Source organism: Corallincola platygyrae, assembly GCF_039544265.1.
Lineage (GTDB): Bacteria > Pseudomonadota > Gammaproteobacteria > Enterobacterales > Neiellaceae > Corallincola > Corallincola platygyrae.
The window spans coordinates 152,490-179,438 of record NZ_BAABLI010000004.1; the positions used below are offsets into that span (position 1 = coordinate 152,490).

Genomic DNA, 26,949 nt, shown 5'->3' on the forward strand with positions numbered 1-26,949 from the left:
CCAGCGCTGTCCTCATAAGGTGATGGCGCTGGTTTTAGCTTTATCAATCCAATGCTAAATTTCCAACATCGATCATTTTCAAGCCACAACAATCTGATTAGCATGGCGTTATGAAGTATTACGCAGTTTCATACCGCAGTTTTTCATCAGGCTTTACCCTGATTGAGTTAGTCGTGGTAATCATCATTCTTGGTGTAATCACTGTCGTTGCTGCGCCCAAGTTTATCAACTTCGCTACAGATGCGCGTATCGAAACACTTCGTCAGGTGAGTGTGTCGACGGAAGTTGCCAATGATTTTGTGAACTTCAAATCCAGGATGCCCAGCTTTTCTTCTACGGATGCCTCTTCAGATGGTCGAATCACTGATGTCGACATTAATGGCGATGGCAGTTTTGATTTGAGGCTGATATGGCGATATCTGGACAATGAAGATCTGGCCGAGCGAGTCGATTTTTCTGAGCAGTTGCTGCTGATGTGCGAAGGGCGTTGTAAAAATGGTGCTGGTGTAAACTTGCCCGGTGCGCAGAACTCCTATATCGGCTTTGATTTGGACGCAGATAACGATGTTCGTAATGACAACTGCTATTTCCAGTACACCCAGGCGCAAAGTGAAGGCGCCTTGCCGTCATATGCACTAATCACTACCGGGTGCTAATTCCTTTTGTTGATAGCAAACAGCTAGTGGTCAGCAGTTAGCGACTGTTATCGTCATTGGTCGAGATAGCCAATTGCATATCAACCCGTGCCCATTCTTTAACTTCTTTTATCAAACGCTCCTCCAACAGTGGGTGAGCGCAAAGCCACTGATGATCAAAACAAAGGGTTAGCTTGTCATCTTCCGCCGTGGGCTCAAACACTGGTTGATCTTCACTGCGATGGAGGTGCAATAGGGTTGCAATACGCAGTAGCATAATCAGTCGCACCTGATCCTGATCTTCAAATAGAGTGAGTGCGGGAAGCTCTGTTACCAGGCGTTTTCTGTGGTGCAGTACCATAGCGGCAACAAGCTGCTGCTCCTCGGCGTTAAAACCAGGCAGTGCTGTATTTGCCAGAATATAGGCACCATGACGTTGGAACCCTTTGAAGTGAATAGAGATACCTACTTCGTGCAGGAGCGCCGCCCAATTCAGTAGAGGTTTCAGTTTCTTGCCTGCAAGTAACCAAGGCGCTTTGACCGCCTGATACAAGGCGACAGCGGTACTCTGTACTCTGGCGGCCTGGGCCTGATCAACGTGATAACGCTCAACCAGACTGACTGCGGTGCGCTCGCGGATGTCGTGGTGACGCATCCGTTCTTCCATTTCATATACCAACCCCTCCCTCAGCGCCGCTTCGGATAACATCATCGAGTCGATTTTCAGGGTGTCAAACAGAGCGATCAGGATGGCCAGTCCACTGGGCAACACGCGGGCCCGCTCAGGAGCGATCTGTTCAAAGCGATCATTACTGACTTGGCTATCCTCACATAGGGTTTTCTTGAGGGCTGCCAGCCCATCTGCGGTGATCTCACCCCCAGTGAACCCAAGCTGCTCCAGACAGTAAGCGACAGCTTTTATCGTGCCTGAGCAGCCAAACACCTGTTTCCATCCGACACGCTGATATTGTGTGGCGATAGGATCTATCTGCTGTGCCGCGGCCATCTCAGCTTTCTTGAAGCGTTTTGTCGTCAGCTCCTGTTCTGCAAAGTACTTTTCTGCCAGCGTGACGCAGCCCATCTCCAGGCTGTTTAGGCGCAGGGGTGAAAAACCCTGACCTATGATGCATTCGGTACTACCACCACCAATGTCGATCACCAGACGCTGCTCTTTGCCTGGCTGGGTATGTGCGACCCCCTGATAGATGAGGCGGGCTTCTTCTGAGCCTGAGATCACCTCGATGGGACAGGGCAGAAAACGCCGTGCCTGTCTTAAAAACTCGCGAGCATTTTTAGCTTTGCGCAGTGTATAGGTGGCAACGATACGCACATCATCCGCTGAAATGTCTTTTAGCCGTTCGTTGATCTGTTTAAGCGCTTCGAGCCCACGTTCAATGCTCGCTTCATCCAGGCTGAAGTCCTCACCGAGGCCTTGTGCAAGCTGTACCCGGATCTTCTCTTTACCCAGAATTTGGAAGTGACCACTGATAAAGCGGCCAATCAGCAGGTGAAAGCTGTTTGAGCCAAGGTCTATGGCAGCAATGGAGGATGGTTCAGTTTGTGTATTCATTCTGTGCCTATCGGCGTTGTTTGCATGTGAACGGTTGTTTGAGCCGCGCCCTATGCTCTATGGCGCATATCTCTTTTTTATTGCAGTAGAGAAATGGTTTCTAAAAACCTAGCCTAGCTCACAATGTGAAGTGAGATAATGCTTTCGGTGTTTTCCCTCCAAGCGCAAATCTGTCGACAAAGAAATTGGCACTCTTGTATGAGTAAGTCAGCTATCAGCAGAAAGCCAAACCCAAGAAGTTGAAAAAGCATCTCAAGAAGGGTTAAGCCTTGCAGAGCCCCACTCCGTGACTGCATTGATTACGAAAACCCATTTGTAGCGATTATTCGCACCAGCAAATGGTTTTTTGTTTGCCTCAAAATTAAGCGGTCTCACCTTAATCTTGTTTTAAATCAATCACCTGATGCCCGATTTTAGACGTCTCTCCCATGTTGAGCGGTCATGTTTCGTCACAATGCCAACCAATCCCTGCAGGAAACTATCAGGGGGTTACTCATTGCTTTCGTTCTATTCGATTTTTAAACGCTGATAGAACAGCCCCATGGAAAGGGCGAAGAGCCATCCGGGTGACGATCGTTGTGCATTGGCACGAGTAGAATTTTTCAAGTTGGAGGTTGTCGTGGACAACAAAGATAAGCTGGATGAGATAAAGAAGCGGTCATCGGAATTGGTTGATCAAGCAGTGACATCTGTTAAACAAGATGTCGATACTGGTGATATCGCCACAATCGCGAAGAACAAGTTTATCATTGGTGGCGCGGTGTTTTTGCTGCTCCTATTGTTCATGTTCACTGGCAGCAGCGAACTTAACTGCAGTGATACGGATGCCAGAAACGATGTGATTGATATCGTTCAGTATGAACTGGAGAAGGCGCAGTGGTATCAGGATATGAGTACCCACATTTCGGGCATCGACATTCATACAGTTAAGACCATTCGAATTGATGAGGCGCTTAAAGCGAAAGAGTGTAAGGCCAAATATCAGTTCGATTACGACGGTGAAACCATCGATCTCGATGTGCGCTATGACATTGAGTACGTCGAAGACAAAGATGAGTATGAGGTACTGGCATACGCGGATGATTTAAAAAGTAAGGTGATGGCGATGGCGATCATGAGCCAGATGCGCTAACCGGCTTTTTCAATCTTGTTCCCGCTCACGGACTTGGGTTGTGAGCGGGACTCTCCAATCTCCCTCTGCAAAAAAAAGCACAAATTTTCGTCATCTGTTTGTCATCTCATCTTCGTGTAATGCAGTGGCATTGTCCGAACATGTGACAGCTATGAGACTTGTTTCATCAACACCTGCGGTACGTAAACAACGCCAAATCCATTGGCAGGCCCTCCCTTTAGTGGCGCAGCATCTGCGTTCACTGGTCAATCGAAAATCTATCACCCCCAATGATGCTGGTTGCCAACCCTGGCTGGCCGAGCGCTTAAGTGCGATTGGTTTCAGTTGCCATCGATACGTGGACAACGGTGTCTCTAATCTTGTGGCTTATTATGACTCCCCCTTGGAACGCCCGCTCTGGGCTTTCGCCGGTCACACGGATGTGGTGCCGCCCGGTGATTTGAAGCAATGGGATTCCAATCCTTTTTGCTTGCGATTTGATGGTGAGTACCTGATTGGCCGGGGTGTCGCTGATATGAAAGGAGGCGTGGCGGCCATGTTGTCGGCACTGGAACTGCACCACCAAGTCCACGGTGAGTTGCCCGGCCCTATGTTGTTTCTGATCACCTCCGATGAAGAAGGGGAAGCAGAATACGGGATGCAGTCCATCACTCACTTTCTGCGTCAGCAGAACTGGCTACCTGAGTTTGTTCTGGTCGGTGAACCAACAGCAGACAACTTAAGTGGCGATACCATCAAGGTGGGTCGTCGTGGAGCGGTATCCGCAAAGCTCGACGTGATGGGACGTCAGGGCCATGTGGCTTATCCCAGATTTGCCGATAATGCGATCCATAAAATGGGGTTGGTGGTGAGTGAGTTGAATCGGATCTGCTGGGATCAGGGCAGTGATGATTTTCCCGGAACCAGCTTGCAGATCACCCATATCGATTCAGGGGATTTCACTGACAATATGATCCCGGCTCGGTGTGCAATTCACTTCAATATTCGCTACAGCCACCTGTATGACCGCAACCATCTGAATGATTTGGTGACAGCGGCAGTCTCCAAGGTGTGTGACAGGTTCGAGCTAAGCTGGGACCGTCCCTGCGATCCCTACATGACGCAACCGAAGGATAATGGCGAACACTGCTTCTTGAACCTAACCGAGCAGGTGATAAGTCAGATCACAGGTAAGTTCCCCAAACTGTCTACGTCGGGCGGGACCTCAGATGGTCGTTTCTTGTCTGCGCTAGGCGCGCAGGTGATAGAGATGGGCGCCTGTTATCGCACTATTCATCAGGTCAACGAACGCCTCTCTTTGCAAGACCTCAATCAATTGACCGCTATATACAGCGGCCTGCTCAAGACCTTACGTTAAACATCTTGATCTTGTGACTTTCCCATTGCTTTCGAGAAATTAATAATTGGCATATGCTAATTACTTTGCTATTAATGGCATATGCTATTTATTAAAGAGTAAATGAGAGTAAAAATGCCTCGCCCAAAGCTTCCCCGTAAAGTCTGCTGTCGCCCCGCAAACAGTTGTTTTAAGCCCAACGGCATACCTATGTCTGAGCTGGTTCAGGTTGCGCTTGAGCCTGACGAACTTGAAGCGATGCGATTAGTGGATCTTGAGGGAATGCAGCAGATGCAGGCCGCTGAAGTGATGGGGGTTTCCCGTCAAACTTTGGCCAACATTGTTAAAAGTGCGCGTCATAAAGTAGCTGGTGCGCTGATTCATGGGCAGGCATTGATGATGGAAAAAAGCGACTAAAGGAGCAAAAAAATGATCATCGCAATTCCTATGGAAAACGACAAAATCGCCAATCATTTCACCAAAGCCAGTCAGTTTGGCTTCTTCAACCCTGAAGGCAAGTTGATTGGCAGCAAACTCAATCCTGCGGGCAATGTTGGCTGTCAGGGCAAAGGTAAGCTTGTACGTATGTTGAAAGAGCAGGGGGCAACACATTTGCTGGTGCGCCAAATTGGGCAACAGATGCTGGGGCGCTTACTGACAGAGTCGATGCAGGTGTTTAGCCTGGCCAATCGTCCGGGTGAGCTGGCCGAAGAGGTGGCCAAGCTGGCAAGTCATAATGAACTGAGCGCGGCAGAGCAGGGCAACCCATCGCCCAATCACAAAGGCTGTGGTTGTGACCAGCATAAACATCGGCACACACATGAGCACGTTAAGTGTGGTTGTGGCGGCAAGGATGGCCACGCTAAGTGTTCTGGCAGCGGTCATAACAAGTCGAATGCTGGACGGGGCAAAGGCCACGGTCATGGTTGTTGCCATGGCAACAACCATGACCCCAGATAGCGCTTAGATATGGGTCTTCCGTCATTGCCATCCTACGAACAGCTCAAGACGACACATCGACAGTGTATCGCTTGCGGCCAGCCTGCTGGGGAGCAGAAAGGGTTGGAGCTAGTGTTCAGGTCTTTTGATGAAGGCGTTGTAAGGGCAACATTTTATGCCTCTGAATCTCACCAGGGGTACCAGGGGCTGATGCATGGCGGCTTAGTTGCCACCCTGCTGGATGCGGCGATGACTCACTGTTTATTCTATGCAGGAGTGAAAGCGCTGACTGCTGAGTTGCAGGTGAGGTATCTGAGTCCGGTTGTGCTTCCCGTTGAGTTAACAGTGGAGGCAAGGCGAACTAAACAGCGGCGCGGTATTCACTGGCTGGAGGCCAAGGTCTATGGCGCCGATGTTACTTACGCGAATGCGTCCGCCAAGTTTGTGAGTGTGGCTGGGATGTAGGTCGTTAATCTGTCGAAGCTGGCCATTCCACCGATTTGTAAAAATAAAAAAAGCCGCATTAGCGGCTTTTTTTAACATAATAGGACGATTTAACGCATTACGCGACGAGCCGCCAGTCCAAATACTGCCAGACCCATAAGCAATAGCGCTGCCGGCGCAGGAACTGCTGCTGCAGGTTGGAAGCTCAGAGCGATCTGCTCTGTTGTAACAATGCCACTGCCCGTAGTAATAGCATCGGCACGATCGCTCACACCGGCGCGAAAAGACGCACCAAGACTTGCTTCAGAACCAAAAAACAGCGAAGCGGAAGTGACTGCAGGCGCTGCATTCACAACACCGAATGACAGGAAGTCAAAGTCGGTAATAGTGCCGTTAAGTACGGTCCAGCTGTTTCTGAACGGAGCGCCTACGTATTCACCGACACCATATCCGGCGCTGTTGCTGAATACTTCGATGCTGCTGGCTGCACCAGTACCTTCTGACAGGCCGCGTACAATACCGGTAATAGAACCACCGCCATTAAGTGCATTTTCAAAGCTGAATGTGAAATCAAGCAGGGCTGCCTGAGCATTTTGACATGCCATCAACAGAGCGATAGCAGAGATTACGCGAGTCATTAAACGACGCATCACAACTTCCTTATAGATGTTAAGACTGCATGTAGTTCGCCTGTTAAGGCAACTTCAGCACTAAATGTTAATTTAGCAAAGCAAAATCTATTCCATCCAATATTATCAATTGGTTAGTTTTGTCCTGGTTGAATAGTTGTAAGATAGTTCGACACTGTCAAGGTTAAAAAATAATCAGTTTTTCATTGTTAACCTAACTTTTTTCTGCTTACTGGCAAATCTACTTAAATGGTTAGTCCTGCTTCTTCAAGTAGTGCTTTGAGTGGCGCACACTCCTGTTCATAACGCTTCCAGCGGCCGATCGATTTGTTGTTCATCGGTTGGCGGACCTGCACGGCACTGGCTGTAGCAACGGGTGCGTCATTGAGGTGGAAATCGATGCAGCCTTGTTCAAAGGGCAGGCCACAGAATGCCAGTATCCGCTTTATTTGCTGCTCTGGTTCAGCCACGAGGGTCTCGTAATCAACACACAATAGCTTGTCACCTAACTTCTGTTCCCAGAACTTCATCAGGTCATCAAACATCAGGTAATACCGCCCGGTATCTTCCAGATCGTACGAATAGTTGTAGTAACTGAAATTCAGCGCGAATAGCTGGCGGAAGTTACTCAGGCAGGTATCCATCGGATTGCGCCGAAGGTAGATTAACTTGGCTTTGGGCAGTGCCTGATGAAGAAAGCCGAGGTAGAAAAAGTTGAGTGGCATTTTATCGGTGAAATGCCGGTGTCCGGTAGTTTGAGGGCAGGTGCTTTCTATATAGGCTTTGCCCAACGCAGGCATATCCAGTGTCATGCCTTTGGCAATGGTCTCTGGATCCAACACCTGACGCGAAGGCGTTTTTGCCATGCGTTTTAAAGCCACACCAAAGTTTTGCAACTCGCCAGCGGTAAATACCTGACTATGACTGGAGACAATGCGGTCAACCAGCGTCGTGCCCGATCTTGGCATGCCTGTCACAATAATGGGCTGGTCATCCTCGTGGCCCCTGCTGGCATCGAAAGTATGGTTGGCAAACGCGGCTTTCATGTTTTCAAACAGGGCTTTGTCCTGCTGCCACTGATAACCCAAACCTACTTTTTTCGCGGCATTACCCTTGGCTAGTGCGGCAAAGGCTTTGGGGTAGGCTTTTAACGCTTCATACTCTTTGAGCAGGGCATGTCCCAAATGTACCTGGCCATCGACACTGTGAGTGTTACTTACCAGCTGCTCCAGTCGCGCAACATGGTTGTCCTGCTCAGTGATACCACCAAGATCTGCCAGCGAGGAGTGTGCGGCAAAGATATTGGGATTGAGTGTGATGACCTTTTCATAGGCTTCTCGGGCCTGCTCAAAGTCACCAATGAAACGCAGTGAGGCGGCGAGGTTGTACCAAAAGCCTGCATTGTATGGTTTCAATGCCAGCGCCTTATGAAAATAACCTACTGCTTGCTTGTGCATTCCGATGCGGCTGTACACCACGCCTATGGTGTCTAATGTCAGGGCGTCTGTCGGATTAAGTGCGGCCGCGCGTTCGATAGTGGCAGCAGCATCTGATGTGTTGTTGAGCATCGCCTGGCTGCGGGCCAACTGAGCCAGGTACTCAGCATTTTCAGGCGCTAACTTGGTGGCATGTTCAAGCAAGCCCAGCGCTTTGCCTACCTGCTGCATCGATGAGGCGATCATACCTAACAGGAAGTGTGCATCTGCATGTTGAGGTTGCTGTTGAATAATCGCCAAACAGTGTTGGTGGGCGCGGCGAAAGTCTCGCTGATTAAGAGCCTGTTGTGCGGCGTGGTGGTGCTGTTCAATGGATAGGTTTTGCAAAAGAAGCCCGTTGCCTTCGATGAGTTAATTAGATTTTTAACAAACAAACGGCAGCGGGTAAACGCTGCCGTTTGTGATAACGCTCAGTCCTCTTCAGGTCTGAGATTAGTCGCCAAAGAAATAGGTCACATTTAAGCCCACGGTACGTGGTTCATTGATGAAGTGACCGTAACGACGTAGGTCGAACTCACCTACCTGACGGATCTTGCTGAAGTCTTCACGCACCGAGGTATAGGTGTATTTGTCGAACAGGTTGTCGGCGTAAAGAGTAACTATCCATTTATCGAAGCTGAGCTTGGCAGACAGGTTATGTATTGCATAACCTGCGAGCTCTTCTCCGTTATCATTCAAACCGGTTTTAGTCAGCACATCGCTTTGGGCTGTCATGGTGTATCCGATTTCCAGATCTTTGCCGTTCCAAACTTCCGTTTTATAGGTGGCGCCAGCAGAGAACTGATGTTCAGGTGAGCCCGGCAGGCGATCGCCATCCTCACCAATCCCTGGTGCATTGTCGGTCAGTTCAGCATTGGTATAGGCGTATGTGCCGTAGATAATCAGGTCATCTGTTAACAAGTAGCGGGCTGAGGTTTCGACACCACGGCTCATCGCTTCGGAACCATTTTCTGTGATCGGCAGACCACCGTTTTCGGTGCGACCATCCACCTGCAGATCTTCCCACTGGATGTAGTAGAGTGCTGCATTCAATTCCAGCGTGTTATCAAGTAACGCGCTGTGCATACCGATCTCATAGTTGGTGGTTTCATCCGGAAGAATCAGCACTTCGCTTGGCAGCGCACACAGGTTTTGTCCCTGGTTCTGGTCCGGCTGACACTCGGCCACCGCATTTACGCCACCAATACGGTAGCCTTCACTGTACGTGGCATAAACCAGAATATCTTCATCGTACTGGTAGGCTAGGTTCCCTTTCAGCAGCGTACCGTCGTCGGTCGCATTGGCTGATACCAGATCCGGGTTTATTTCATCAGGCCCTGCGCCATAAAATGCCGTATTAAGGAAGGGCAGATCGAAGCCCTGAGTGACATCATCTTCGTAGTCGTAGTAGCGACCACCCAGTGTAAGGGTTAACTCGTCAGTCAGGTCGAAGGCTACCTCCCCGAAGATCGCTTTCTCGGTTAGCTCCTGATCCAGCACTGAATAGTACTCCAGGTTATCAGGGCGGTTTACATCCCAATACTCTGGCAGGCCTGGCACAAACTCTTCCGAGGTCGCATCGTTTTCGAACTTGTTGTAGTAAGCACCAACGATCCAGCTGAATGGTCCTTCATCCAATGAAACTAAGCGTAACTCCTGCGTTAAAGTTTTCTCTTCGCCCAATTCACGGGTAAAGGCAGCAAACGACGGGAAATCTTCGTAGCCATATTCGAAGTCAAGCAACAGGTCGGTCTGGTCGCGTTGCCCCTCTTCGTCGTACTTGGAGTAACCTGTGGCCGATACCAGCTCAGCAAACCCAAGATCATAGGTTAGCTCTAGGCTGGCCAACTGGTTTTTCACATCGTTTGGCTCTTCAAAGCGGTAAGCGTTTTCGTACTTGCCGGTGTTGAATGCCCGGGTGTGCACCATGGAGCGGCCTTCTGGCTTCTCTCGCTGGTAGTAGTAATTCAGGGTGGCGTCGAGCTCATCAATCGGTGCCCAGCGCAGTGACGCACGGCCATAAACCGTCTCGTTGCCGTTATTGTCTGACTTACGGCGCAGGTTTGCGTCAACATCTGCCGTGTCAGCGAAATCGGGTTGTGGGTTAGAAACACCCGGCTCGCGAACGATATAGTTGTAATCGATAAAACCTGATTGTTCGACGTAACCCATAGAGCCGCGGAAGGCGAAGGTATCGCCCAACGGCACATTAAATACGAAGTGGCTTTCGTAGTTCATATCATCGGCGTGGCTGGTTTGGGATAGACCACCGGTGATATTAGCTTCAACGGAATCAAACTGAGGTTTGACCGGAATGTAACGGATCGCACCGCCTAAAGTACCTGCACCGTAGAGCGTGCCCTGGGGGCCGATCAGTACTTCAACACGCTCGATGTCGTTGAGGTAAAGATCGACATAAACTGGGATATCACCAACGTAAGTGCCTACGGTACCGCCGCCACTGTTCGAAGTGGTTGGGCCAAGTGCACTGGTATTTAAACCACGCACGATGATCTGAGAAGGCCCCCGCCCGCCCTGATCTACCACGGCGAGACCGGGAACCCACTTAGCAACATCAACCAGATCTGTGATGCGGTTGTCTGCAAGTTGGTCACCGCCCAAAGCGGTAATATTTAGGGGGACTTCCTGAACCGTATTAATGCGGCGGGATGCAGTGACTGAGATCCTTTCGAGGCCAGCATAATCCTCCTCTTTAACCTCTTCTTCAGCATATACTGGCGTTGCCAGAACCCCGGTAATCGCAATGGAAACGGCACTTCGTTTGAACTTGGCGATCGGCATGTTTTGTTATTCCGTTATTAGGTTTCTCTGGAGTTTTTTGCACTGGTGGTCTTAGGACGCACTCTTTTTGGGCGCAAAAAAGGGAGTAGCCAAATCAGTTTGGTGCAATTTGATGGTTGGATAATCAAAATCGCTACAAAACTGAAACAAAATGGTTACATATGATGGCTAAGCAGATTTCATGCCCAGTTTTTTCGAATGAAGCTAAGTGGTTAATTACTGCGCAATCTGACTTATTACTTCTTTGGGGGTAGCGAAGGTGAACCATATTGGCGCTGGTCTAATCAGCGGGAAGTCGGGTTAGAATAGCGATCATCTTTTATTTATAGGTGATGTAAGCGGTTGTCAGTCAAACTACGCGACTATCAGCAAGCCTCTGTTGAGGCGGTGTTAAGCCATTTTCGACAAACTGATGATCCTGCGGTGTTGGTGCTACCCACCGGCGCGGGTAAAAGTCTCGTGATTGCGGAGTTGGCGCGACTGGCGCGTTTTCCGATATTGGTTCTCGCTCATGTCAAAGAGCTGGTAGAACAGAATCATGGTAAATATGAAGCCTATGGTTTCGAGGCGGGTATTTTTGCGGCGGGGCTGGGCAAGAAGCAGCACAGTTACCCGGTGACCTTTGCCAGCGTACAATCCTTGTGCCGAAACTTGGATAAGTTTGATGGCTATTATTCACTGCTTATTGTTGACGAATGTCATCGCATATCTCAAAGCGATGAGTCGCAATATCAATCTGTTATTACACATCTGAAACAGCAGAATCCGCAACTGAAAGTGCTGGGGCTCACCGCGACCCCTTATCGTTTGGACAGTGGTTGGATCTACCAGCAACACCACCACGGCTTTGTTCGTACTGATCAACCTGTGCCGTTTAAAAAGTGCATTTATGAGCTGCCTCTGCGTTACCTGATTAGGTGCGGATATCTCACCGAGCCCCAAGTGGTGGATGCGCCGGCCGCGCGCTATCAGTTTGATGAATTGCCTCCAGCCTACAGCGAAGCTGAGCTAGATCAGTTTTTGGGTCGCTACCCGCGCGTGACACAGGCGATCTGTGAACAGGTGAAAACGCTGGCTGAATCGCGGCGAGGGGTGATGTTGTTTGCTGCAAGCGTGAAACATGCCCATGAGATAGCGGGTTATCTACCAGAAGATCAAACCGCGATTGTTACTGGAGATACGCCGGGTAAAACTCGTGACGCGCTCATTGAGCAGTTTAAACAGCAGCAACTGAAGTTCTTGGTGAATGTGTCAGTTTTGACGACTGGCTTTGATGCTCCCCATGTCGACTTTATCGCGATTTTACGACGCACCGAGTCGGTGAGTCTCTATCAACAGATTGTGGGGCGTGGCCTTCGCCTGTATCCAGACAAAACAGACTGTCTGGTGGTGGACTACGCAGGTAACAATTACGACCTATATCAGCCGGAGATCGGCGAAACCCGACCGAACCCCAACAGTGAGCTAGTACAGGTGATGTGCCCACAATGTGGCTTTGGCAATCTGTTCTGGGGGTTAACTGACAGCGACGGCGATATCATTGAACATCATGGTCGCCGATGTCAGGGGCTGGTGGACGATCCTGAACAGCCTGGGCAGCAGGTTCAGTGTGATTATCGGTATCAGTTCAAGGAGTGTGGTCGCTGCAATGCTCAGAACGACATTGCAGCGCGCGAGTGCCATGCTTGCGGCAATGCCCTGATAGACCCGGACAATCAACTGAAAGACGCACTGAAGCTGAAAGACCGCAAAGTGTTGCGTTGCAGTGGGCTGTCAGCGTCAACAGAAGGCGACGTGGTCAGGTTGGTATACCATGACGAAGATGGCGCTGAGTTGACTGAAAAGTTTGATTTCTCAAGTGCTGGGCAACGGAAGAAGTTCTTCCAGATATTCTTTCGCACCGTATCTGGCGAGCCTTGGAAGACCAGTGACGCGGCCAAACTGGTCGAACAGATCCATCAACTAGTGGCACCAGATTTTGTGATTGCCCGGCAGATGAAAAAATACTGGAAAATCGAACACAGGATTTTTGACTACCAAGGCCCTTATCGAAAGGCGTATCAGCGCTAGTGGCATGCCTGTGCACACCAACGTCAGCTGATCAGGTAGTTTGCTGTTGGCTTAAGGGAGGTGTGCCTTCTGCTTGCACCACTCTGTTTCTACCTGCATTTTTAGCGGCGTATAGTGCTTCATCGGCTTTTTGTATCAGCGCCAGGGGCGAATCAATATTGGCGGGAGGGATCTCTGTGGCTACACCCGCACTGACGGTCAGCACTCTTAGCCCGGCCAACTGAGTGTGCGCATGGGGGATCTGGGCTTTTTCAATACTTTGCCTTAGTTCTTCAGCAATAGCCCGCGCTGGTGGCTCTCGCGTACCGCTGAGAATGACACCAAACTCTTCGCCCCCATAACGAGCGACCAGGTCGCCGGGGCGCCTGACAAATGGACTGCGTTCTAAGAGCTGGGCCACCTGTTTCAGGCACTCGTCGCCGGCAATATGCCCGTAGTTGTCGTTATAAGCTTTGAAAAAATCCACATCGATCAGTATCAGGCTAAGGTGCTCCTGATTGCGGCGGCAGCGACGCCACTCGGCTTCAATATGATTATCAAATGCCCGTCGGTTAGCGACGCCTGTCAGGCCATCTTTACCCACCATATCTTCCAGTTGCAGGTTACTCTCTTCCAACTGCTTCTGAGTAAACAGTAACTTCTCTTCACTACGAACTCGCTCGGTCACTTGCTCCTGCAGGCGTTCATTAATTTTAAACAGGTCTTCAGTTCGCTCCTGTACTCGGGATTCCAATACGCGTTGGGCTGTTTCAAGTTCACGGACGGCACGGGCGCGAATATTGACTAAATAAGTCAGCAAAAACAGCGCAGAGATAATGGTGACGATAACAATGGTTACCACCACATTTCTGGCTGAATCAAACTGCTTCATCGCTTCCTGCTCTTCTATCTCTGACGCGAGGCCCAGTGATAGCTCTCTGTTCCATAGCCAGGCACCCTGTACCCGCACCCCTCGATAATCCCGATAGCTTTCACTGTGCAATCCAAAGTCTCCTTTGATAGCGCGCTTTGCCATAAAGGTCAGTGGCCAGGAATCCTTTGAACCATGGGGGTGGTAGTCCGCCAGCAGGTCGCCTCCAGGGTCAGCAACGCGGATAGAGAGAATGGAAGATTGGCCAAAATCTAACAGTCCTATCAGTTCCAAATGATTATTAAACCGGCTTTCAGACATCATGTAGCCATCTTCATTAAACGCGTAGGTTTCGCCGGTTTGCCCTAGTCGTCCCAGTGCTGTGATTTTGCTGAAATCGTCAACGGGGTCGATTCTTAAGGTGAAAATGGCAATGACTTCGCCACTGTCATCCTGGATGGGAGTCGCGACAAACATGGTGGGGTCGATTGACTCAATGCTGTCGTCCAGGGAAACGTCAGAATTGATCGCTGGCACGATCACGGTGCGCGATGCCAGCACTTGCTTAAAAAGCTCAGGGCGTTGCTCGAAGATAAGGTTGGTTGTGCCGATGTTTTCGTTACGCATTGAGGCCAGATTGGTCCCGTCTGGCGCGATAATAAAGAAACCCATATAAACGCTGCTGGCTATGGGTACGCTTAGCAGTGTACGCAGCTGAGATAGCTCAGTCGAGACCATTAGCTGGTTTCTGTCTCTGGGCTTGGTAAGCAACTGCTCTGTTAATTCAATAACCTGAGGCTGGCCTGCGTAAAGCACGGCATCATGTTTATGGTCTTTTACCCAAAGGTGTAGCGCTTCATTAACGGTTAACAGGACGGTTTGCAAAGCGGCAACATTCGACTTCCGCGTATCCTGCTCAATCTTCCTGATACCACTGTATGCGATCACCACAACAATGGTAATAAACAGAAGAACGAGTAAAGGCTCAAACATACGCTTTAACAGCGTATCTCTACTCATACGCGAAGCTTCAGTCACAACAGCAAGGCCTTTGCAGGAGAGGGCAGTTAGTATTATTTCAGTGTAGCCTAAACCATTGATAACTCCCTCCCCTTGACTGGTAAAACCAATCTGGACAGTGGCCCACTTAACCGGATAATTAGCCAAAACAAAATTAATGAAGTCTGCGCAATATTAAGCGTGGGTGAGCGATTGATTAATCAATGAAATTATCGACAGAACAGCAAAACGCGATCTGTTTTGCAGCCGACGGCCAAACGGTCGATGAGATAGTGCCCATGCAGTCTTTATGGGCCGGCCAAGGCGAATTGGCGCGGCTAAGACTCACTTGCGCTGGAACTTCCGGCACTAAGTCGCTTGTCGTAAAACAGATCGCTTTTACGGAAAAAGGCGATCACCCCCGAGGTTGGAACACTCAGCGCTCTGTCCAGCGCAAGCGCCACTCTTATGAAGTGGAATTAAACTGGTATCGGCAGTATGCAGGACACACAACAGGGGCAGGGCGCGAATCAAAATCAGCGCGTTGTCCTGCGCTGATTTACTCGGAAACATCGGAGTACGGAATGCTGCTGGTACTGGAAGATCTGGCTGTGGACTATCCTGTTCGATTTACCGCAGGAAAGGATGACCGCCCGACTGAGGTCCAGATCAAAAGCTGTATTCGTTGGTTAGCGCAGTTTCATGCACAATTTCTGGGGCATAGTGTCGACGGCCTTTGGCCAGTTGGCGGTTACTGGCATCTCGATACTCGGCCAGACGAGTGGCAGGTAATGCCTGAGGGGGAACTTAAAGCCGCTGCCAATGTACTAGATGTGGAACTGGCGTCTTGTCCATATCAAACCCTGATTCACGGCGATGCCAAGCTGGCTAACTTCTGTTTTGATGCTTCCGGAGCGCGAGTCGCCGCGGTCGATTTTCAATATGTGGGACGGGGCCCGGGCAGTAAAGATTTGATGTTGCTGCTCAGCAGTGTGATGCCAGATTCTCGTCTGATGGAAGAAGCATCCGCCTTGGTTGAGTATTATTTCGAGCAGTTATCCACCTCGTTGCAACAATGGCAGCCTAACATCGATCGCCACTCGGTGATTGCAGCGTGGCGATCGTTATATGCCATTTCATGGGCTGACTTTCACCGCTTTTTGGCCGGATGGAGTCCGGGGCACTGGAAGATCGGCGAGTATTGTCTGCAGCAAACTGAACAGGCGTTGTTACAACTTCGGGGTTAAGACAGCACAGAGGTTAAAAAGGAGAGTATGGTGCTTAGCCAAACGCAGCTTGAAGCATTACTGACGTTGGCCAGCGACGCTGCGAAGCAAGCGGGCAATTACATTGCGTCGTTTGACCGAAGTGCCATTGAGGTCAGTCACAAGACGGCAGGTGATAGTGCGGCTTCTCAAGTGGTCACGCAGGTCGATCTGGCATGTGAGGCATTGATTAAAGAGGCCCTGCAGCCTTCCTTTGACCCGTTTGATATTGCCTTTCTGGGGGAAGAGAGTGCCGCATCTTGCCCAATAGACCAGCATCCCAGATTGAATCAGCCTTATTTTTGGTGTGTTGATCCGCTGGATGGCACCTTACCATTTACTGAAAATGTTCCTGGCTATGCGGTATCCATCGCTTTGGTATCCAACGCTGGAGAACCGCTGATCGGTGTGGTCTTCGACCCTGTCACTGGCACGCTTTATCAGGGGATAGCCAAACGACAGGGAGCAGGCGAAAACGCTTTGTTACTCAAACAAGGCCAGCCATGGGCGCCATTAATTCCGTTGCAAGCGGCAGGAGCACCACTCTCGCTCTACTTTGATCGCAGCTTCACCACTCTCCCTATGTTTTCTCGAGTTGTGGAAGCGATGAGTGTCAGAGCCGAGAAAATGGGTTATTCAGGCGTTCAGATTTATCACCAAGCTGGCTCGGTGATGAATGCGGTGCAGATGCTGGCGCATACACCAGCCTGTTACTTTAAGTTTCCCAAAGCCACCGAGGGCGGTGGCAGTTTATGGGATTTTGCGGCTACTGCGGCGCTAGCCAAAGCCGCCGGTGCTTGGGTTTCAGATATTCATGGAGACCCTTTGCAGCTAAATGCGCCGGATTCACTGTTTATGCATCGCCGAGGAGTGCTTTATGCGAGTGACCGACAGTTAGCTGAACAAGTGATGGCGCTGTATCGTTCGCTATGCAAGTAGCAGGGCGACTTGGTTAACCAGATAAATACTGCAGAAGAAGATCAGTGCCACAGAGGCTGCCCAGAACAGAATGGTGAAGAATTTTAATATCTCGATGCTGTTCCGGCTTGGGTGAGGCCGCAGCACAAATAAAGCAGTGAAGATAGTAGTGAATATGATGCCACTTAGCGGCAGCGCCACAGCCCACTGTAATGTGGAATATACCGCCTCTCCTTTGCGGGCAAGATCATTCTGTACAAGAAAAAGCAAAAGGCAGGGGATAGTGGATAAAAATACTCCCCAGCCAACCCCTTTGATGGTTCTTCTTCTCAGTTCATCTTTGAGTTCTGTGTCATTTCTGATGGCATCTGCCGGTGCAAGGCAAAGCAGCGCGTACACAGCCAGTGTGGTGAGTTGCGAGTCCATAATCATTCGTCCCTGTGGTTACAAGTGGAGCATTTTTATCTTGATATAAGGCAGTACTTTACCTAACTATTTTGTTAGAAAAAGCCCTTTACTTCGCAATCTTGGATAGGGTGGTGAAAACACGCAGTTTTTCTGACTTAACTCATCATTGACAGAGCTTGTGTTGTTGGATGTGTCTGGCTCTAGTGTTCTATCTACCTTTCTTCAACAGTCTTTTTAATAAACTCCAGCAGTTTTTCCCTTTCCGCCTGTGGTGGGTATTTTTCTATTAGTCCCTTCAATATCTGCAAAGAGCTCATATTCGGAAAAAGCTCATCAGATGTTGGTGTCTTTGCATTTAAATCTGCCCCCGAAAGAATAAGGAATTTAGTCAGTTCCTCGTTTTTTCGATAGAAAAGAACGCCGCTATGAATGGGAAGGTGGCCGGTGTAGGGATGGCGGTAATTGATATCACAACCTTTATCCAACATGGCTTTCAATAGAGTTTTCAGCTTTCTCCTCTCGACAGATATCCCTTTGTTGAATGGCGTAACCCCAAAGCCAATGTCTACCGAGGTTGAAAAATAACTGTAGCGTTGCCCATCTATTTGATATGTGCAGGGAGCGCCTATTTCTTGCCATACATCGACCGCTTGGAGAGTTGAACTTTGGTCCAGAGATGCGATGAGTTTCTCCGATGGCTCCTGTGCGATTGCCGTATTACTCAGAACAGTAAGAGTTAATACAACGAGTCGTACTAGTTGCATATGAATACCTTCCACCTCTTAAATGTATGCCTTTCCTAGCCAACATTAGCGAGCACAGCTTTTTGAGCTTCACTCTATCAGTGACTGTCAATCAAAACAGTTGGTTATGTCAAACAAGGAGTTGGGGTTGCCCGTTTAGATAAACTTTGTGTTTGGTAAGATCTCAGGCCGTGTATCTACTCCTTTTAAAGTTAGCCTCCGTTTTTCCAATTCTGATATCTTGTCAGGATAACGGAGTGGCTCTTTAAGGAAGTCTGATGTCGACGGCTATGGAAGTAGCGGATAAGCCTGAAAAAGACGACAAGCGCATTATTACCCCCTATGCGTTCACTATCTCTTCTGAGTTGTTAGGACTCAAACTTGCGCGTCCATGGCGGCGTGGGCTGGCCATGTTGATTGACCTTACTGTGGTGGCGTTTCTCAGTACGCTTAATGCCTATCTGATGCTGCTGGTCGCCGGTTGGATCCTTTGGCGAATGGTGTCAGATCAGAGGTTTTCCCGTCGTTCCAGAATCGCGTTACGAGTCCTGGCCGGGTGCACCATGGTGCTGTCGTTAACGGTAGGCGTGTTTGATTACTACCTGGATGAAGATGCGGAAGTCACGCAAGAAGTAGCCAAAGCAAAGAGTGTGATGGAGCTTACCTTGTCTGCGGGCAAAGCTGCTATGTGTGACGAATTGGATTGCTGGGAAGACAAGATCTCTGATGTGGGTGAGTTAGTCGCTATGCAGACATCTGATCCAGCAGAGGCAGAGAAGGTGATCCGGGAGTTTTTATCGGACGCTGAGATCGGCAAAGAGCATAAATCTGGTTTGGCGAAACGTATCGCCGAAGCGTGGGCGCTAGCTGCTCGCGCAGCGGAAGAGGAGCGTTTAGCTGCTGCAGAAGAAGCACTGCTGTCGGAAGCTGAAGCGACAGAGGATGTTACTGATGATATGACAGATGACGCTGTCCATATCGATCTGTTTGAAGATGAACCGGGCAGCTGGAGTCCTGAAGCGAACAGTCCATTGAGCTGGCTGAAAGGCGTCATCGAAGAACTTGGCCTCGGATTTGGCTGGGCGGCATGTTACTTCACTCTGTTTACCGCCTGGTGGCATGGGCAGACGCCGGGCAAAAAGCTGCTCAGGATCCGGGTGTTGCAATTGGATAATACATCTCTTTCTCTGTGGGATGCATTTGGTAGGTATGGTGGTTATGGCGCAGGGTTGGCAACGGGCTTGTTAGGCTTTTTCCAGATCTACTGGGATCCCAATCGCCAGGCTATTCAGGATAAGATCTCTTCGACCGTGGTGATATACGGCAAACAGGCTAAGTCTTAATAAAGCAAGGAGAGGCATCGTATGTTGCCTCTCCTTGTTTTAGCTGCACCAGCTTTTGATCGCTATATCTGCGTCTATTTCCGGCTTATTGACCTTTTCTCCGCGGAGCGCTTCACATTCGTTGCTGCCACACATATAGCCAGCGGCCCGATCGACCTCGCCATACTCTTGAATCAAACCCAATATCTTGCCTTCACGAACATAAAATCGATTTTTGTAGGTGCCTGTAGGTACTGCCAGCGGTACTGGAATAAATCCGATAAATGCGCCTGCACCCGCCCAGGATGTACCATTGTCAAAAACTAAGACCTCACATTTTTCTGTCGACCAAAGTTCGTCAGGCTCCCCCCATAGCTTGATGATATCGGCCTTTAAGTAAGCTGAATCAGGAAAGTTATGTGAGAATTCATTGCGCGTTTCGGCCAATGCAAAGTGTGTCTTTACCGATTCCTTTTTTCCATAAGTGCCAACGGCCAACCCCGCGCACCCTGAAATGAATAAAACGCCAGCTAGCGCTGCAATGCGATACATCTCAAGTCCTTTTACTTTGCAGGCTGTACAAGCCGCATACTCTAATATTTATCGGATTTCGCCTTGTGTCGGGGCAATGCCTCTGATTGTTGTTTACACAAGATTACAAATAGCTCAGTGGTTGATCCCACATATTTGATAGGGGGGCTCTGTTTGCCTTTATTTGCCTGATAAGCTGCATCCATTACAAGAAAAATGAGATGGAATCTCCAGATGAAAATTGAAAATACCGAACGCTTAGCGTTGCGGATGATGGATCAGAACGACGGCGATTACTTGTTTGAGCTGGACCAGGATCCGGAGGTGATGAAGTACATTAACGGTGGCAAAACAACCAGCAGGGAGGATGTAAAGAATGTGTTTTTACCTCGCCTGAAAGCCTACACCAATACTGACAAGGGCTGGGGTCTTTGGATGGTGACGGTTCTGGAGACCGGCCAGTATATCGGCTGGGTGTTAGTCAGGCCGATGGACTTCTTTGATGACGAAAAACCAACCCAATGGGAAAACTTGGAGTTGGGCTGGCGCTTCAAACGCGATAGCTGGGGTAAAGGATACGGTACCGAAGCGGCAAAAGCTGTTGTTGACGGCTTGAAAAAGCAGGGCAGTGCAACCCGCTTCAGCGCACTGGCAGAAGAAGAAAACGCGGGTTCGATTAACATCATGACCAAGCTGGGTATGACGTTTGATAAGCGCGATCTTTGCAAAGACCCGCTTGGCGACCTGGAAGTGGTTTATTACAGCATGCCGGTATAATTTGAAAAGCGCTGACTAAGAAAGTCAGCGCTCACCAAATTTCTCTTCAAGATACTCGATAAAACAGCGGACTTTCCTGCTCAAATAGCGTCGGTGAGGGTAGATTGCGTAGAGGCCAAAGCAGAGACTCTGGTAGTCTGGCAGTAACTGCACCAAGCTTCCGTCTTTCAGGCTTTGTTCGACAATATACCTGGGACTAAGCCCGATCCCTCCGTCAGCTTTAGCGATCTCAGAAACGGCTCTGGGGCTGTTTACCCGAACACGGGATACCACTTCTACTTTCTCGCTGTTGCCCTGCGGATCGAGCAGAGGCCAATGGTTTCCTATCTTGTAGTTGCTGTCGATAATGCAGGTGTGCGCTGCCAGATCTTCCGGTTTTTTCGGTGTGCCTTGCTGGGCCAGATAAGCTGGTGATGCACAGAGCAGCAGCGGCATATCAGCGATTTGTCGTGCGATCAGGTTGGAGTCATCAACACGGCCAATTCGGATCACCAGATCTATCCCTTCCTCCAGCATATTGACCCGGTTATTTGTCACCAAAAGATCAAGTTTAATCTTTGGAAATCTGGCTAAAAACTCTGGCAGTTGAGGCGAGAGAAAGGACTCCCCGAATGCAACAGGTGTGCTTATGCGTATCGTGCCCTGTGGTTCGGTTTGCTCACCCAGCAGGTCGTCCTGTAACTCTGCAAACTCCTCAAGTAGCGGCGTGGCTTTTTCGTAATAGCGACGGCCTGCATCGGTGAGGGATATTTTTCGCGTACTTCGGTTAAACAGGCGCACGCTCAATCGTGACTCCATCTCACCGATATATTTGCTGACTAAGGCTTTAGAGATCCCTAGCCGGTCAGCGGCGGCAGTAAATGACCCTGCTTCGACTACCGCGATGACAGTGCGCATACCGTCCAATGTGTCCATTGCCTAACTCATTTAATCGTCAATGCCTCGTTAACAATACAACGTTTGGTGTTATTTCTGACAACAATAAGCTTGGTAATTTAGGTTGAGTCTTCAATGCAGAGGCGAGAAGAGTTGATAAGACAGGCAAAAACTTAGCATTTCATCGAAAACAGCATGTGGCGAGTCACACACTTTTCATTACTGCGTGGAAGCTGTCCAAGGTTTCACTGATACTGAGTGTTATGAAAATGTTTAGTTTTTGTTTTGATTGCTAAATAGCAAGCTTATGCATCGCACTGAGTTGGGACAGTTTGAATGGCAGTGAAACCTGGTATTTTGATGATGGGGGCCGCATTGACCGCACTATCACCTGTGCTGGCTGCGGATGAGTTGAGTTCCCAGGATCTGTTCGAACTGGATCTGGACCAACTTATGCAGCTGCAGGTGGAAAGCAGTGCAACCTATACGCCCACCTCTGAACGGCGTATGCCCGCAGCAACTACCCGAATCACACCTCAGATGATTCAAGATAGTGGGGCGAGAAACCTTTTCGACCTGCTGGAAACTTACGTACCCAACTTTCATTATCTGCCACACCACTGGGAATCATCCCATATGGGGATGCGCTCCATTATCAGCGACCGAGACGACAAGTATCTGATTGTCGTTAACGGGCGAGTAATGAACGAACAAACTCACTTTGGAGCCTTGAGTGAGCGCGACCTGCCGATGCTGGACGACATTCGCCGAATTGAAGTTGTGCGGGGGCCTGGCTCCGTGGTGTATGGACCTGGCGCGCTGTCGATGGTCATTAACATCCAAACCGAATCGTTTGCTAACAATAGTGGCGACAGCGTCACCGCAAAAGTGGGGTTTGAGGAAGAGTTTCAATCACTGGAACTGAAAAAGTCGATAGCGTTCAGTGGCGAAGATCACGGCATTCTGATGTATGCCGGTGTGAGTAATTACAATGGTGCCGATCGTGATGATTCGCCTGTAGTGTACGGCAATAGTGATACCACTGCCTGGGGTGAGCCAATTAATGCTGGTGACGACAGCACCCTGAGCAACCCGAGAAACCGAGCATCATTTCGTGACAAACCCAAACTGAAACTGCACCTGGACTATCAGTTACAGGACTTCAGGGCATGGCTCAGATATACCCAGGGTGGCGAGCAGATGGCTTGGTCACCCAAAATTGTCACCCTGCCGCCTAATGGTTTTGCCGATGAGGATACCCAGGAGGAGGACCTCAGCACACATCAGGTTGGCTACGAGCAATGGATGCTGGATCTCTCCTATCGCTGGGCGCTGCAGGATCACTTATGGCTGGATCTGAAAGGGGGATATGACACCACTGAGTACATTCGTATCCTGTTCGACAACCAACTGCCGGATAACCCTCCTGAAAACCACCGGGAAGAAAACTATTATTCTCGTGCAATGCTTAATTGGCAGCCGGCCGAAGCACATTCACTGGCTATCGGTGGCGAGTTCGTTCGCAGTCAGTGGGGCCTGGATACCTGGGGGTATCCCGATGCACCTGCTATTTCGCCTGTACTGGGAGAGATGGAGCGTTGGCGTACCGACCGCTGGGCGTTGATTGGCGAATATCAGTGGCAAATAGCAGAGAAATGGAGTGCGTTTTTTGGCGTGCGCCTGGATAAAGATGAGTACACGGACGACATGTGGTCTCCGCGCGCGGCGGTCGTTTGGGAGCCGAGTGAGCAGGACACTGTTAAAGCCATCTTCAGCCGATCTGTACGGAAGAACAATGCTGAAGAGCTCCGCATGCAGCATACCGGTGGCGTGGAGTCAGATCCGGAAGAGCTGAGCGGTGTTGAGCTTATCTACGACAGGCGAGTAGGGGAGCTGAAGCTTGGCGGTAACCTGTTCTATAACGATGTTGAAGTGATTGGTATCGACACCAACTCACTGCGTTCCAGTAAAGTTGCTGATTATGATTTCTGGGGATTGGAAATCGAAACGGTTTACGAGGCTTCAGATTGGGATATTCGTTTTTCTCACTCCTATACCAAGTTATTGGATTTCTCCGTTGAACCGGGCAAAAGTCAGAAGCTCTCGGTTGCGCATCTGGGTTATGGCAATGACCTGAGTAACTGGAGCAACCATATCACCAAACTGGCAGCCGCGTACCAATGGGATGAGAAGTGGCGGTTCAGCGGTGCTGTCCGAGTGTTCTGGGACTACCCAGGCGCAGAACAAACCACCCTTGAAACCAATGACAAACGCGATGCTTCAGAAGATGGTAATTCCTCCTCAACAGCGCTTTCTGACCGGGGTTACACCGACAGTTTTGAAGAGGCGATATTTGTCGACTTAGGTGCCCATTATCAACTGACGCCAGACAGTAAGATCAGTGTGAATGGTTACAACTTACTGGGATTATTTGATGATAAATACAACAAACGTATGTATCTGATTAATGTCAGTAACTACCGCGCTGACGCTGCTGCCGTTGCAATTAGTTATCGCCTGAACTTCTGATACCTGCGTTCGCTGTTCGAGCCTGGCCTGTTTTCAGGCTAGGCTTTTTTCTGCATGTGAGCGGGGGATGCCAGCCACTCTGGTAACTCTTTTAACTGCATTGGTTTCGCAAAAAAGTATCCCTGAGCCTTGTCGCAAGCCTGCTTTTCCAAGAAAGCCAGCTGAGCCTGGTTTTCCACCCCCTCTGCTACTACATCCATGCCCAGGCTATTGGCCAAACGCAGGATAGCAAGGGTGATAGTACGGTCGTTAAAGCTGGTTTCTATCTCATCCACAAAGCTGCGATCAATCTTCAGCGTGTCTACTGGTAATGTGCTTAAGTAGGCCAAAGACGAATAACCTGTACCAAAGTCATCAATGGAAACGGTGCAGCCGAGTACTCTCAATGATTCCAATACCTGGCAAGCCATCGCTTTTTCACTGATAAACAGCGACTCGGTTACTTCCAGCCCCAAATGCCTGAGGTCAATACTGTAGTGGCTGGCTTGGTCGACAACCTGGGATACAAGGTCTTCGGTTTTAAATTGCGCGGCAGAGAGGTTGATGGCGACCCTGAGTTTCTCTGTTGAGAAATGGGGCGTGTTTTTCAAAAGTGCTTTGATGTTGCCAATATCCTCGAGCGCTCGGGACAACACAAAATCACTTAGCTCAAGGATTAAGCCCGAGCTCTCGGCAATAGGAATAAACTCCATTGGCGAGATGCTGCCCAATTCCGGGTGTTGCCAGCGCAATAAGGCTTCGAACCCAAGCGCATCAGGCTCCACCAATGAAATGACTGGCTGATAAACCAGATACATCTGGCGATCAGGAATGGCATTGTGCAGTTCATTTGCCAGTTTGTGTCGGCGTTTAATTGCCTGACTGAGATTGTTTTCAAAGACACGATAAGTATTACGACCGCTCTCTTTGGCACTGTACATGGCGGCATCGGCAGCACGCATTATCTCTTCAGCGTTGTTACCATGATCGGGGTAAAGTGCAATGCCTATGCTGGCACGAGTGAAAATCTGGTTACCTTCCAGCTCAATCGCTTCTGACAGGCTTTGGCAGCACTTGGTGGCATATTCTTCGACGAGTTGAGCAGATTCAACATCCGGGATAATGACAAAAAACTCATCTCCCCCTAAGCGGGCCAATGTCGCGCGCTTTGGTAGACAGGAAAGCAATTTTTGCGACACCGTCACCAGCAGAAGATCGCCCAGCCTGTGCCCCAGCGAATCATTCACATCTTTAAAGTGGTCAAGATCCAGGAACATGATCCCGGCATGAAGCTTGGAGTCATCCGCCTCTTTCAGCGCTTGCTGCAGTCGGTCCATACAGAGCGTGCGGTTTGGCAGACCGGTAAGGGAGTCGTAATTCGCCAGCAGATTCATTTCGTGAACGGCATTATTACGTTCTGCGATATGTCCTCTGACAGCCGCCAGCATGGCATTAAAGGTTTTGCTCAGCTGCCCAAACTCGTCGTTGGCTAACACCGGAAGCTCGGTGAAGTAGTCACGATTTTCAATCACCTTATGGCTTCGGTCCTGCAGCGCTTTCATCGGCTTGAATACGCTACGGAAAAGTATACGAACGGCGAAGAAACTTAAGGTTAATGACACCAACACACTCGCCAGTGTTACCAGTGTGAATCGATACAGCGACTGACCCAGAGTATCTGTATTTACCGCGATAGATAAGTTGCCCAGAACTTCGCCACTGAAGTCGCGAACGGGTTGGCGAACATGATAGATATTACTGGTCCAGCCTGATGACTTCTGGTCACAGCTTGGCGTGAGGTGTGCTGCTGGCGCTCCGAACCGAGTATAGGTGTGATTCAGCCATTCACTGCCATCTGCGAGGCAGGCTACGATGGCGAAACTATCAGGCATGCTGACTTGCGACATTAGTGTCTGAGCGTCTTCATTAACGCTGAAGGCCATTGGCCCCTGCATGTATTCAGCCAATCGACTGGCTTCTGTATCTACCCGCTTGATGTAAGCATCTTTGTACTGCGTATATGAATACAGGTAGATAGTGGCCAGCAGCGGGGTGAGTGCCAAGGAGATCCCCAGTGCGACGATAAGCAGCACTTTGCTGCGGATGCTGGTGATCTTTATACCTTTCATCACCGCTCCACCACGCTGGCATATTTGAGTAACTGGGGACTGACTTTAAACCCTGAACTTGTCATCGCACTGCGGTTTAACTCAAACATCACCCGGCCTTTTTTTACGATGAAGTTCAGGTGCACCCCTGCGCTGGCAAGGCCTGCTTCCGTTCCCACCATTAAGATAGGTTTGCCTTGGTTGTTACGGGCAAATTGTGATGCTTCCTTTTTGAAGCCTGTGTCGAAATAGAGGATGTGGCAACTGTCTATCGGCGTGGAGCGGTCAAGCAGTGTTGAATCCACCGATTTGCCAAAGAAAGAGATGTTTCGGTAAACCTGGGTGAATTGCTCATAAGTAGCCCTGTTACCCAAGACACAAATATTCAGTCGGTCTGTATTCTTCAGAGCCTTTTCTGGCCAGGCCATTAGATGCGAAATCTTTTGCAGCAGGGCGGCCTGAACACTAAAGCGATCTGCCTGGGCTGCCATGCTGAATTTTGGTAATCCCAGCAAAAGCATCACCATTGCCATACAGCTCCCCTTCACCCGCTTGGAGTAACAGCCAGTTTCTGAAGCATGGCTTCGATTGGCTGGGGGTGAGTAAGTGCGG

General features: G+C 49.7%; 23 protein-coding genes. 12 read left to right on the forward strand and 11 right to left on the reverse strand.

Going from position 1 to position 26,949, the window contains the following annotated elements; all coding sequences use genetic code 11:
• The first annotated feature begins 110 nt into the window (after positions 1-110).
• Positions 111-656: a prepilin-type N-terminal cleavage/methylation domain-containing protein gene (locus ABEA14_RS01405; RefSeq protein WP_345338007.1), complete on the forward strand. Its 546-nt coding sequence runs from the start codon at positions 111-113 to the stop codon at positions 654-656.
• 37 nt (positions 657-693) lie between these two features.
• Here the strand turns inward: ABEA14_RS01405 and ppx are convergent, their stop codons facing one another.
• Positions 694-2,205, reverse strand: coding sequence for an exopolyphosphatase (gene ppx, locus ABEA14_RS01410; protein ID WP_345338012.1), 1,512 nt, complete (start codon positions 2,203-2,205; stop codon positions 694-696).
• A gap of 541 nt (positions 2,206-2,746) precedes the next feature.
• Between ppx and ABEA14_RS01415 the strand changes: the two genes are divergently transcribed.
• The 5 genes from ABEA14_RS01415 to ABEA14_RS01435 all read left to right on the forward strand — a co-directional run bounded on the left by ABEA14_RS01415 (position 2,747) and on the right by ABEA14_RS01435 (position 6,077).
• Complete coding sequence (locus ABEA14_RS01415) at positions 2,747-3,337, forward strand: hypothetical protein (protein ID WP_345338016.1); 591 nt, start codon at positions 2,747-2,749, stop codon at positions 3,335-3,337.
• 151 nt (positions 3,338-3,488) lie between these two features.
• Positions 3,489-4,694, forward strand: coding sequence for a succinyl-diaminopimelate desuccinylase (gene dapE / locus ABEA14_RS01420; RefSeq protein ID WP_345338018.1), 1,206 nt, complete (start codon positions 3,489-3,491; stop codon positions 4,692-4,694).
• A gap of 114 nt (positions 4,695-4,808) precedes the next feature.
• Positions 4,809-5,090, forward strand: a complete 282-nt coding sequence (locus tag ABEA14_RS01425; RefSeq protein WP_345338019.1) for a DUF134 domain-containing protein — start codon at positions 4,809-4,811, stop codon at positions 5,088-5,090.
• A gap of 12 nt (positions 5,091-5,102) precedes the next feature.
• On the forward strand, positions 5,103-5,633 hold the full coding sequence (locus ABEA14_RS01430; RefSeq protein WP_345338020.1) for a NifB/NifX family molybdenum-iron cluster-binding protein: 531 nt from the start codon (positions 5,103-5,105) through the stop codon (positions 5,631-5,633).
• A 9-nt stretch (positions 5,634-5,642) separates the two neighbouring features.
• Entirely contained in the window at positions 5,643-6,077 is a 435-nt protein-coding gene (locus ABEA14_RS01435) for a PaaI family thioesterase (RefSeq protein WP_345338021.1), read from the forward strand.
• An 89-nt stretch (positions 6,078-6,166) separates the two neighbouring features.
• On the opposite strand, the gene ABEA14_RS01440 is transcribed toward ABEA14_RS01435, so the two are convergent.
• From ABEA14_RS01440 to ABEA14_RS01450, 3 genes are all read right to left on the reverse strand, one after another.
• Positions 6,167-6,706 carry a PEP-CTERM sorting domain-containing protein gene (locus ABEA14_RS01440; RefSeq protein WP_345338022.1) on the reverse strand — a complete coding sequence of 180 codons (540 nt, stop codon included), beginning with the start codon at positions 6,704-6,706 and terminating at the stop codon, positions 6,167-6,169.
• Between the two features lie 224 nt (positions 6,707-6,930).
• Positions 6,931-8,508, reverse strand: coding sequence for a tetratricopeptide repeat-containing sulfotransferase family protein (locus tag ABEA14_RS01445; protein WP_345338023.1), 1,578 nt, complete (start codon positions 8,506-8,508; stop codon positions 6,931-6,933).
• 105 nt (positions 8,509-8,613) lie between these two features.
• The gene (locus tag ABEA14_RS01450) at positions 8,614-10,962 is read right to left on the reverse strand and encodes a TonB-dependent receptor (RefSeq protein ID WP_345338025.1); all 2,349 of its coding nucleotides are present in this window, start codon (positions 10,960-10,962) and stop codon (positions 8,614-8,616) included.
• Positions 10,963-11,304: 342 nt separating this feature from the next.
• On the opposite strand from ABEA14_RS01450, the gene radD reads away from it, so the two are divergent.
• Positions 11,305-13,032: a DNA repair helicase RadD gene (gene radD / locus ABEA14_RS01455; RefSeq protein WP_345338027.1), complete on the forward strand. Its 1,728-nt coding sequence runs from the start codon at positions 11,305-11,307 to the stop codon at positions 13,030-13,032.
• Positions 13,033-13,063: 31 nt separating this feature from the next.
• On the opposite strand, the gene ABEA14_RS01460 is transcribed toward radD, so the two are convergent.
• Positions 13,064-14,902: a sensor domain-containing diguanylate cyclase gene (locus tag ABEA14_RS01460; protein WP_345338028.1), complete on the reverse strand. Its 1,839-nt coding sequence runs from the start codon at positions 14,900-14,902 to the stop codon at positions 13,064-13,066.
• A 203-nt stretch (positions 14,903-15,105) separates the two neighbouring features.
• On the opposite strand from ABEA14_RS01460, the gene ABEA14_RS01465 reads away from it, so the two are divergent.
• On the forward strand, positions 15,106-16,128 hold the full coding sequence (locus tag ABEA14_RS01465; protein ID WP_345338029.1) for a phosphotransferase: 1,023 nt from the start codon (positions 15,106-15,108) through the stop codon (positions 16,126-16,128).
• A gap of 27 nt (positions 16,129-16,155) precedes the next feature.
• A complete protein-coding gene (locus tag ABEA14_RS01470; RefSeq protein ID WP_345338030.1) occupies positions 16,156-17,085 on the forward strand; it encodes a 3'(2'),5'-bisphosphate nucleotidase CysQ family protein in 930 nt (309 codons plus the stop codon).
• Here the strand turns inward: ABEA14_RS01470 and ABEA14_RS01475 are convergent.
• Both ABEA14_RS01475 and ABEA14_RS01480 read right to left on the reverse strand, forming a co-directional pair.
• Positions 17,074-17,490: a hypothetical protein gene (locus ABEA14_RS01475; RefSeq protein ID WP_345338031.1), complete on the reverse strand. Its 417-nt coding sequence runs from the start codon at positions 17,488-17,490 to the stop codon at positions 17,074-17,076. The genes ABEA14_RS01470 and ABEA14_RS01475 overlap by 12 nt on opposite strands.
• A 194-nt stretch (positions 17,491-17,684) precedes the next feature.
• On the reverse strand, positions 17,685-18,236 hold the full coding sequence (locus tag ABEA14_RS01480; RefSeq protein ID WP_345338032.1) for a hypothetical protein: 552 nt from the start codon (positions 18,234-18,236) through the stop codon (positions 17,685-17,687).
• Between the two features lie 257 nt (positions 18,237-18,493).
• On the opposite strand from ABEA14_RS01480, the gene ABEA14_RS01485 reads away from it, so the two are divergent.
• Positions 18,494-19,558, forward strand: coding sequence for an RDD family protein (locus ABEA14_RS01485; RefSeq protein ID WP_345338033.1), 1,065 nt, complete (start codon positions 18,494-18,496; stop codon positions 19,556-19,558).
• A gap of 39 nt (positions 19,559-19,597) precedes the next feature.
• Here the strand turns inward: ABEA14_RS01485 and ABEA14_RS01490 are convergent, their stop codons facing one another.
• Positions 19,598-20,089 (reverse strand): hypothetical protein, encoded by a 492-nt coding sequence (locus ABEA14_RS01490; protein WP_345338034.1) that lies wholly within the window; start codon positions 20,087-20,089, stop codon positions 19,598-19,600.
• A gap of 213 nt (positions 20,090-20,302) precedes the next feature.
• Between ABEA14_RS01490 and ABEA14_RS01495 the strand changes: the two genes are divergently transcribed.
• A complete protein-coding gene (locus ABEA14_RS01495) occupies positions 20,303-20,845 on the forward strand; it encodes a GNAT family N-acetyltransferase (RefSeq protein WP_345338035.1) in 543 nt (180 codons plus the stop codon).
• A 24-nt stretch (positions 20,846-20,869) separates the two neighbouring features.
• On the opposite strand, the gene ABEA14_RS01500 is transcribed toward ABEA14_RS01495, so the two are convergent.
• Positions 20,870-21,760: a LysR family transcriptional regulator gene (locus ABEA14_RS01500; protein ID WP_345338036.1), complete on the reverse strand. Its 891-nt coding sequence runs from the start codon at positions 21,758-21,760 to the stop codon at positions 20,870-20,872.
• A 297-nt stretch (positions 21,761-22,057) separates the two neighbouring features.
• Between ABEA14_RS01500 and ABEA14_RS01505 the strand changes: the two genes are divergently transcribed.
• The gene (locus ABEA14_RS01505; protein WP_345338037.1) at positions 22,058-24,250 is read left to right on the forward strand and encodes a TonB-dependent receptor plug domain-containing protein; all 2,193 of its coding nucleotides are present in this window, start codon (positions 22,058-22,060) and stop codon (positions 24,248-24,250) included.
• A 38-nt stretch (positions 24,251-24,288) separates the two neighbouring features.
• Here ABEA14_RS01505 and ABEA14_RS01510 read toward each other — a convergent pair whose 3' ends face one another.
• Positions 24,289-26,358 (reverse strand): putative bifunctional diguanylate cyclase/phosphodiesterase, encoded by a 2,070-nt coding sequence (locus ABEA14_RS01510; RefSeq protein ID WP_345338038.1) that lies wholly within the window; start codon positions 26,356-26,358, stop codon positions 24,289-24,291.
• Entirely contained in the window at positions 26,358-26,870 is a 513-nt protein-coding gene (locus ABEA14_RS01515; protein ID WP_345338039.1) for a YfiR family protein, read from the reverse strand. The genes ABEA14_RS01510 and ABEA14_RS01515 overlap by 1 nt, the downstream gene beginning before the upstream one ends.
• Between the last annotated feature and the right edge of the window lie 79 nt (positions 26,871-26,949).

Coding starts and splice junctions, on each gene's coding strand:
- ABEA14_RS01510 (WP_345338038.1), bottom strand. CDS start 26,358: ATGAAAGGTATAAAGATCACCAGCATCCGCAGCAAAGTGCTGCTTATC.
- ABEA14_RS01485 (WP_345338033.1), top strand. CDS start 18,494: ATGTCGACGGCTATGGAAGTAGCGGATAAGCCTGAAAAAGACGACAAG.
- dapE (WP_345338018.1), top strand. CDS start 3,489: ATGAGACTTGTTTCATCAACACCTGCGGTACGTAAACAACGCCAAATC.
- ABEA14_RS01515 (WP_345338039.1), bottom strand. CDS start 26,870: ATGGCAATGGTGATGCTTTTGCTGGGATTACCAAAATTCAGCATGGCA.
- ABEA14_RS01470 (WP_345338030.1), top strand. CDS start 16,156: ATGGTGCTTAGCCAAACGCAGCTTGAAGCATTACTGACGTTGGCCAGC.
- ABEA14_RS01435 (WP_345338021.1), top strand. CDS start 5,643: ATGGGTCTTCCGTCATTGCCATCCTACGAACAGCTCAAGACGACACAT.
- ABEA14_RS01460 (WP_345338028.1), bottom strand. CDS start 14,902: ATGAGTAGAGATACGCTGTTAAAGCGTATGTTTGAGCCTTTACTCGTT.
- ABEA14_RS01425 (WP_345338019.1), top strand. CDS start 4,809: ATGCCTCGCCCAAAGCTTCCCCGTAAAGTCTGCTGTCGCCCCGCAAAC.
- ppx (WP_345338012.1), bottom strand. CDS start 2,205: ATGAATACACAAACTGAACCATCCTCCATTGCTGCCATAGACCTTGGC.
- ABEA14_RS01495 (WP_345338035.1), top strand. CDS start 20,303: ATGAAAATTGAAAATACCGAACGCTTAGCGTTGCGGATGATGGATCAG.
- ABEA14_RS01415 (WP_345338016.1), top strand. CDS start 2,747: ATGGAAAGGGCGAAGAGCCATCCGGGTGACGATCGTTGTGCATTGGCA.
- ABEA14_RS01480 (WP_345338032.1), bottom strand. CDS start 18,236: ATGCAACTAGTACGACTCGTTGTATTAACTCTTACTGTTCTGAGTAAT.
- ABEA14_RS01405 (WP_345338007.1), top strand. CDS start 111: ATGAAGTATTACGCAGTTTCATACCGCAGTTTTTCATCAGGCTTTACC.
- ABEA14_RS01430 (WP_345338020.1), top strand. CDS start 5,103: ATGATCATCGCAATTCCTATGGAAAACGACAAAATCGCCAATCATTTC.
- ABEA14_RS01505 (WP_345338037.1), top strand. CDS start 22,058: ATGGCAGTGAAACCTGGTATTTTGATGATGGGGGCCGCATTGACCGCA.
- ABEA14_RS01490 (WP_345338034.1), bottom strand. CDS start 20,089: ATGTATCGCATTGCAGCGCTAGCTGGCGTTTTATTCATTTCAGGGTGC.
- ABEA14_RS01465 (WP_345338029.1), top strand. CDS start 15,106: ATGAAATTATCGACAGAACAGCAAAACGCGATCTGTTTTGCAGCCGAC.
- ABEA14_RS01440 (WP_345338022.1), bottom strand. CDS start 6,706: ATGCGTCGTTTAATGACTCGCGTAATCTCTGCTATCGCTCTGTTGATG.
- ABEA14_RS01475 (WP_345338031.1), bottom strand. CDS start 17,490: ATGGACTCGCAACTCACCACACTGGCTGTGTACGCGCTGCTTTGCCTT.
- ABEA14_RS01450 (WP_345338025.1), bottom strand. CDS start 10,962: ATGCCGATCGCCAAGTTCAAACGAAGTGCCGTTTCCATTGCGATTACC.
- ABEA14_RS01500 (WP_345338036.1), bottom strand. CDS start 21,760: ATGGACACATTGGACGGTATGCGCACTGTCATCGCGGTAGTCGAAGCA.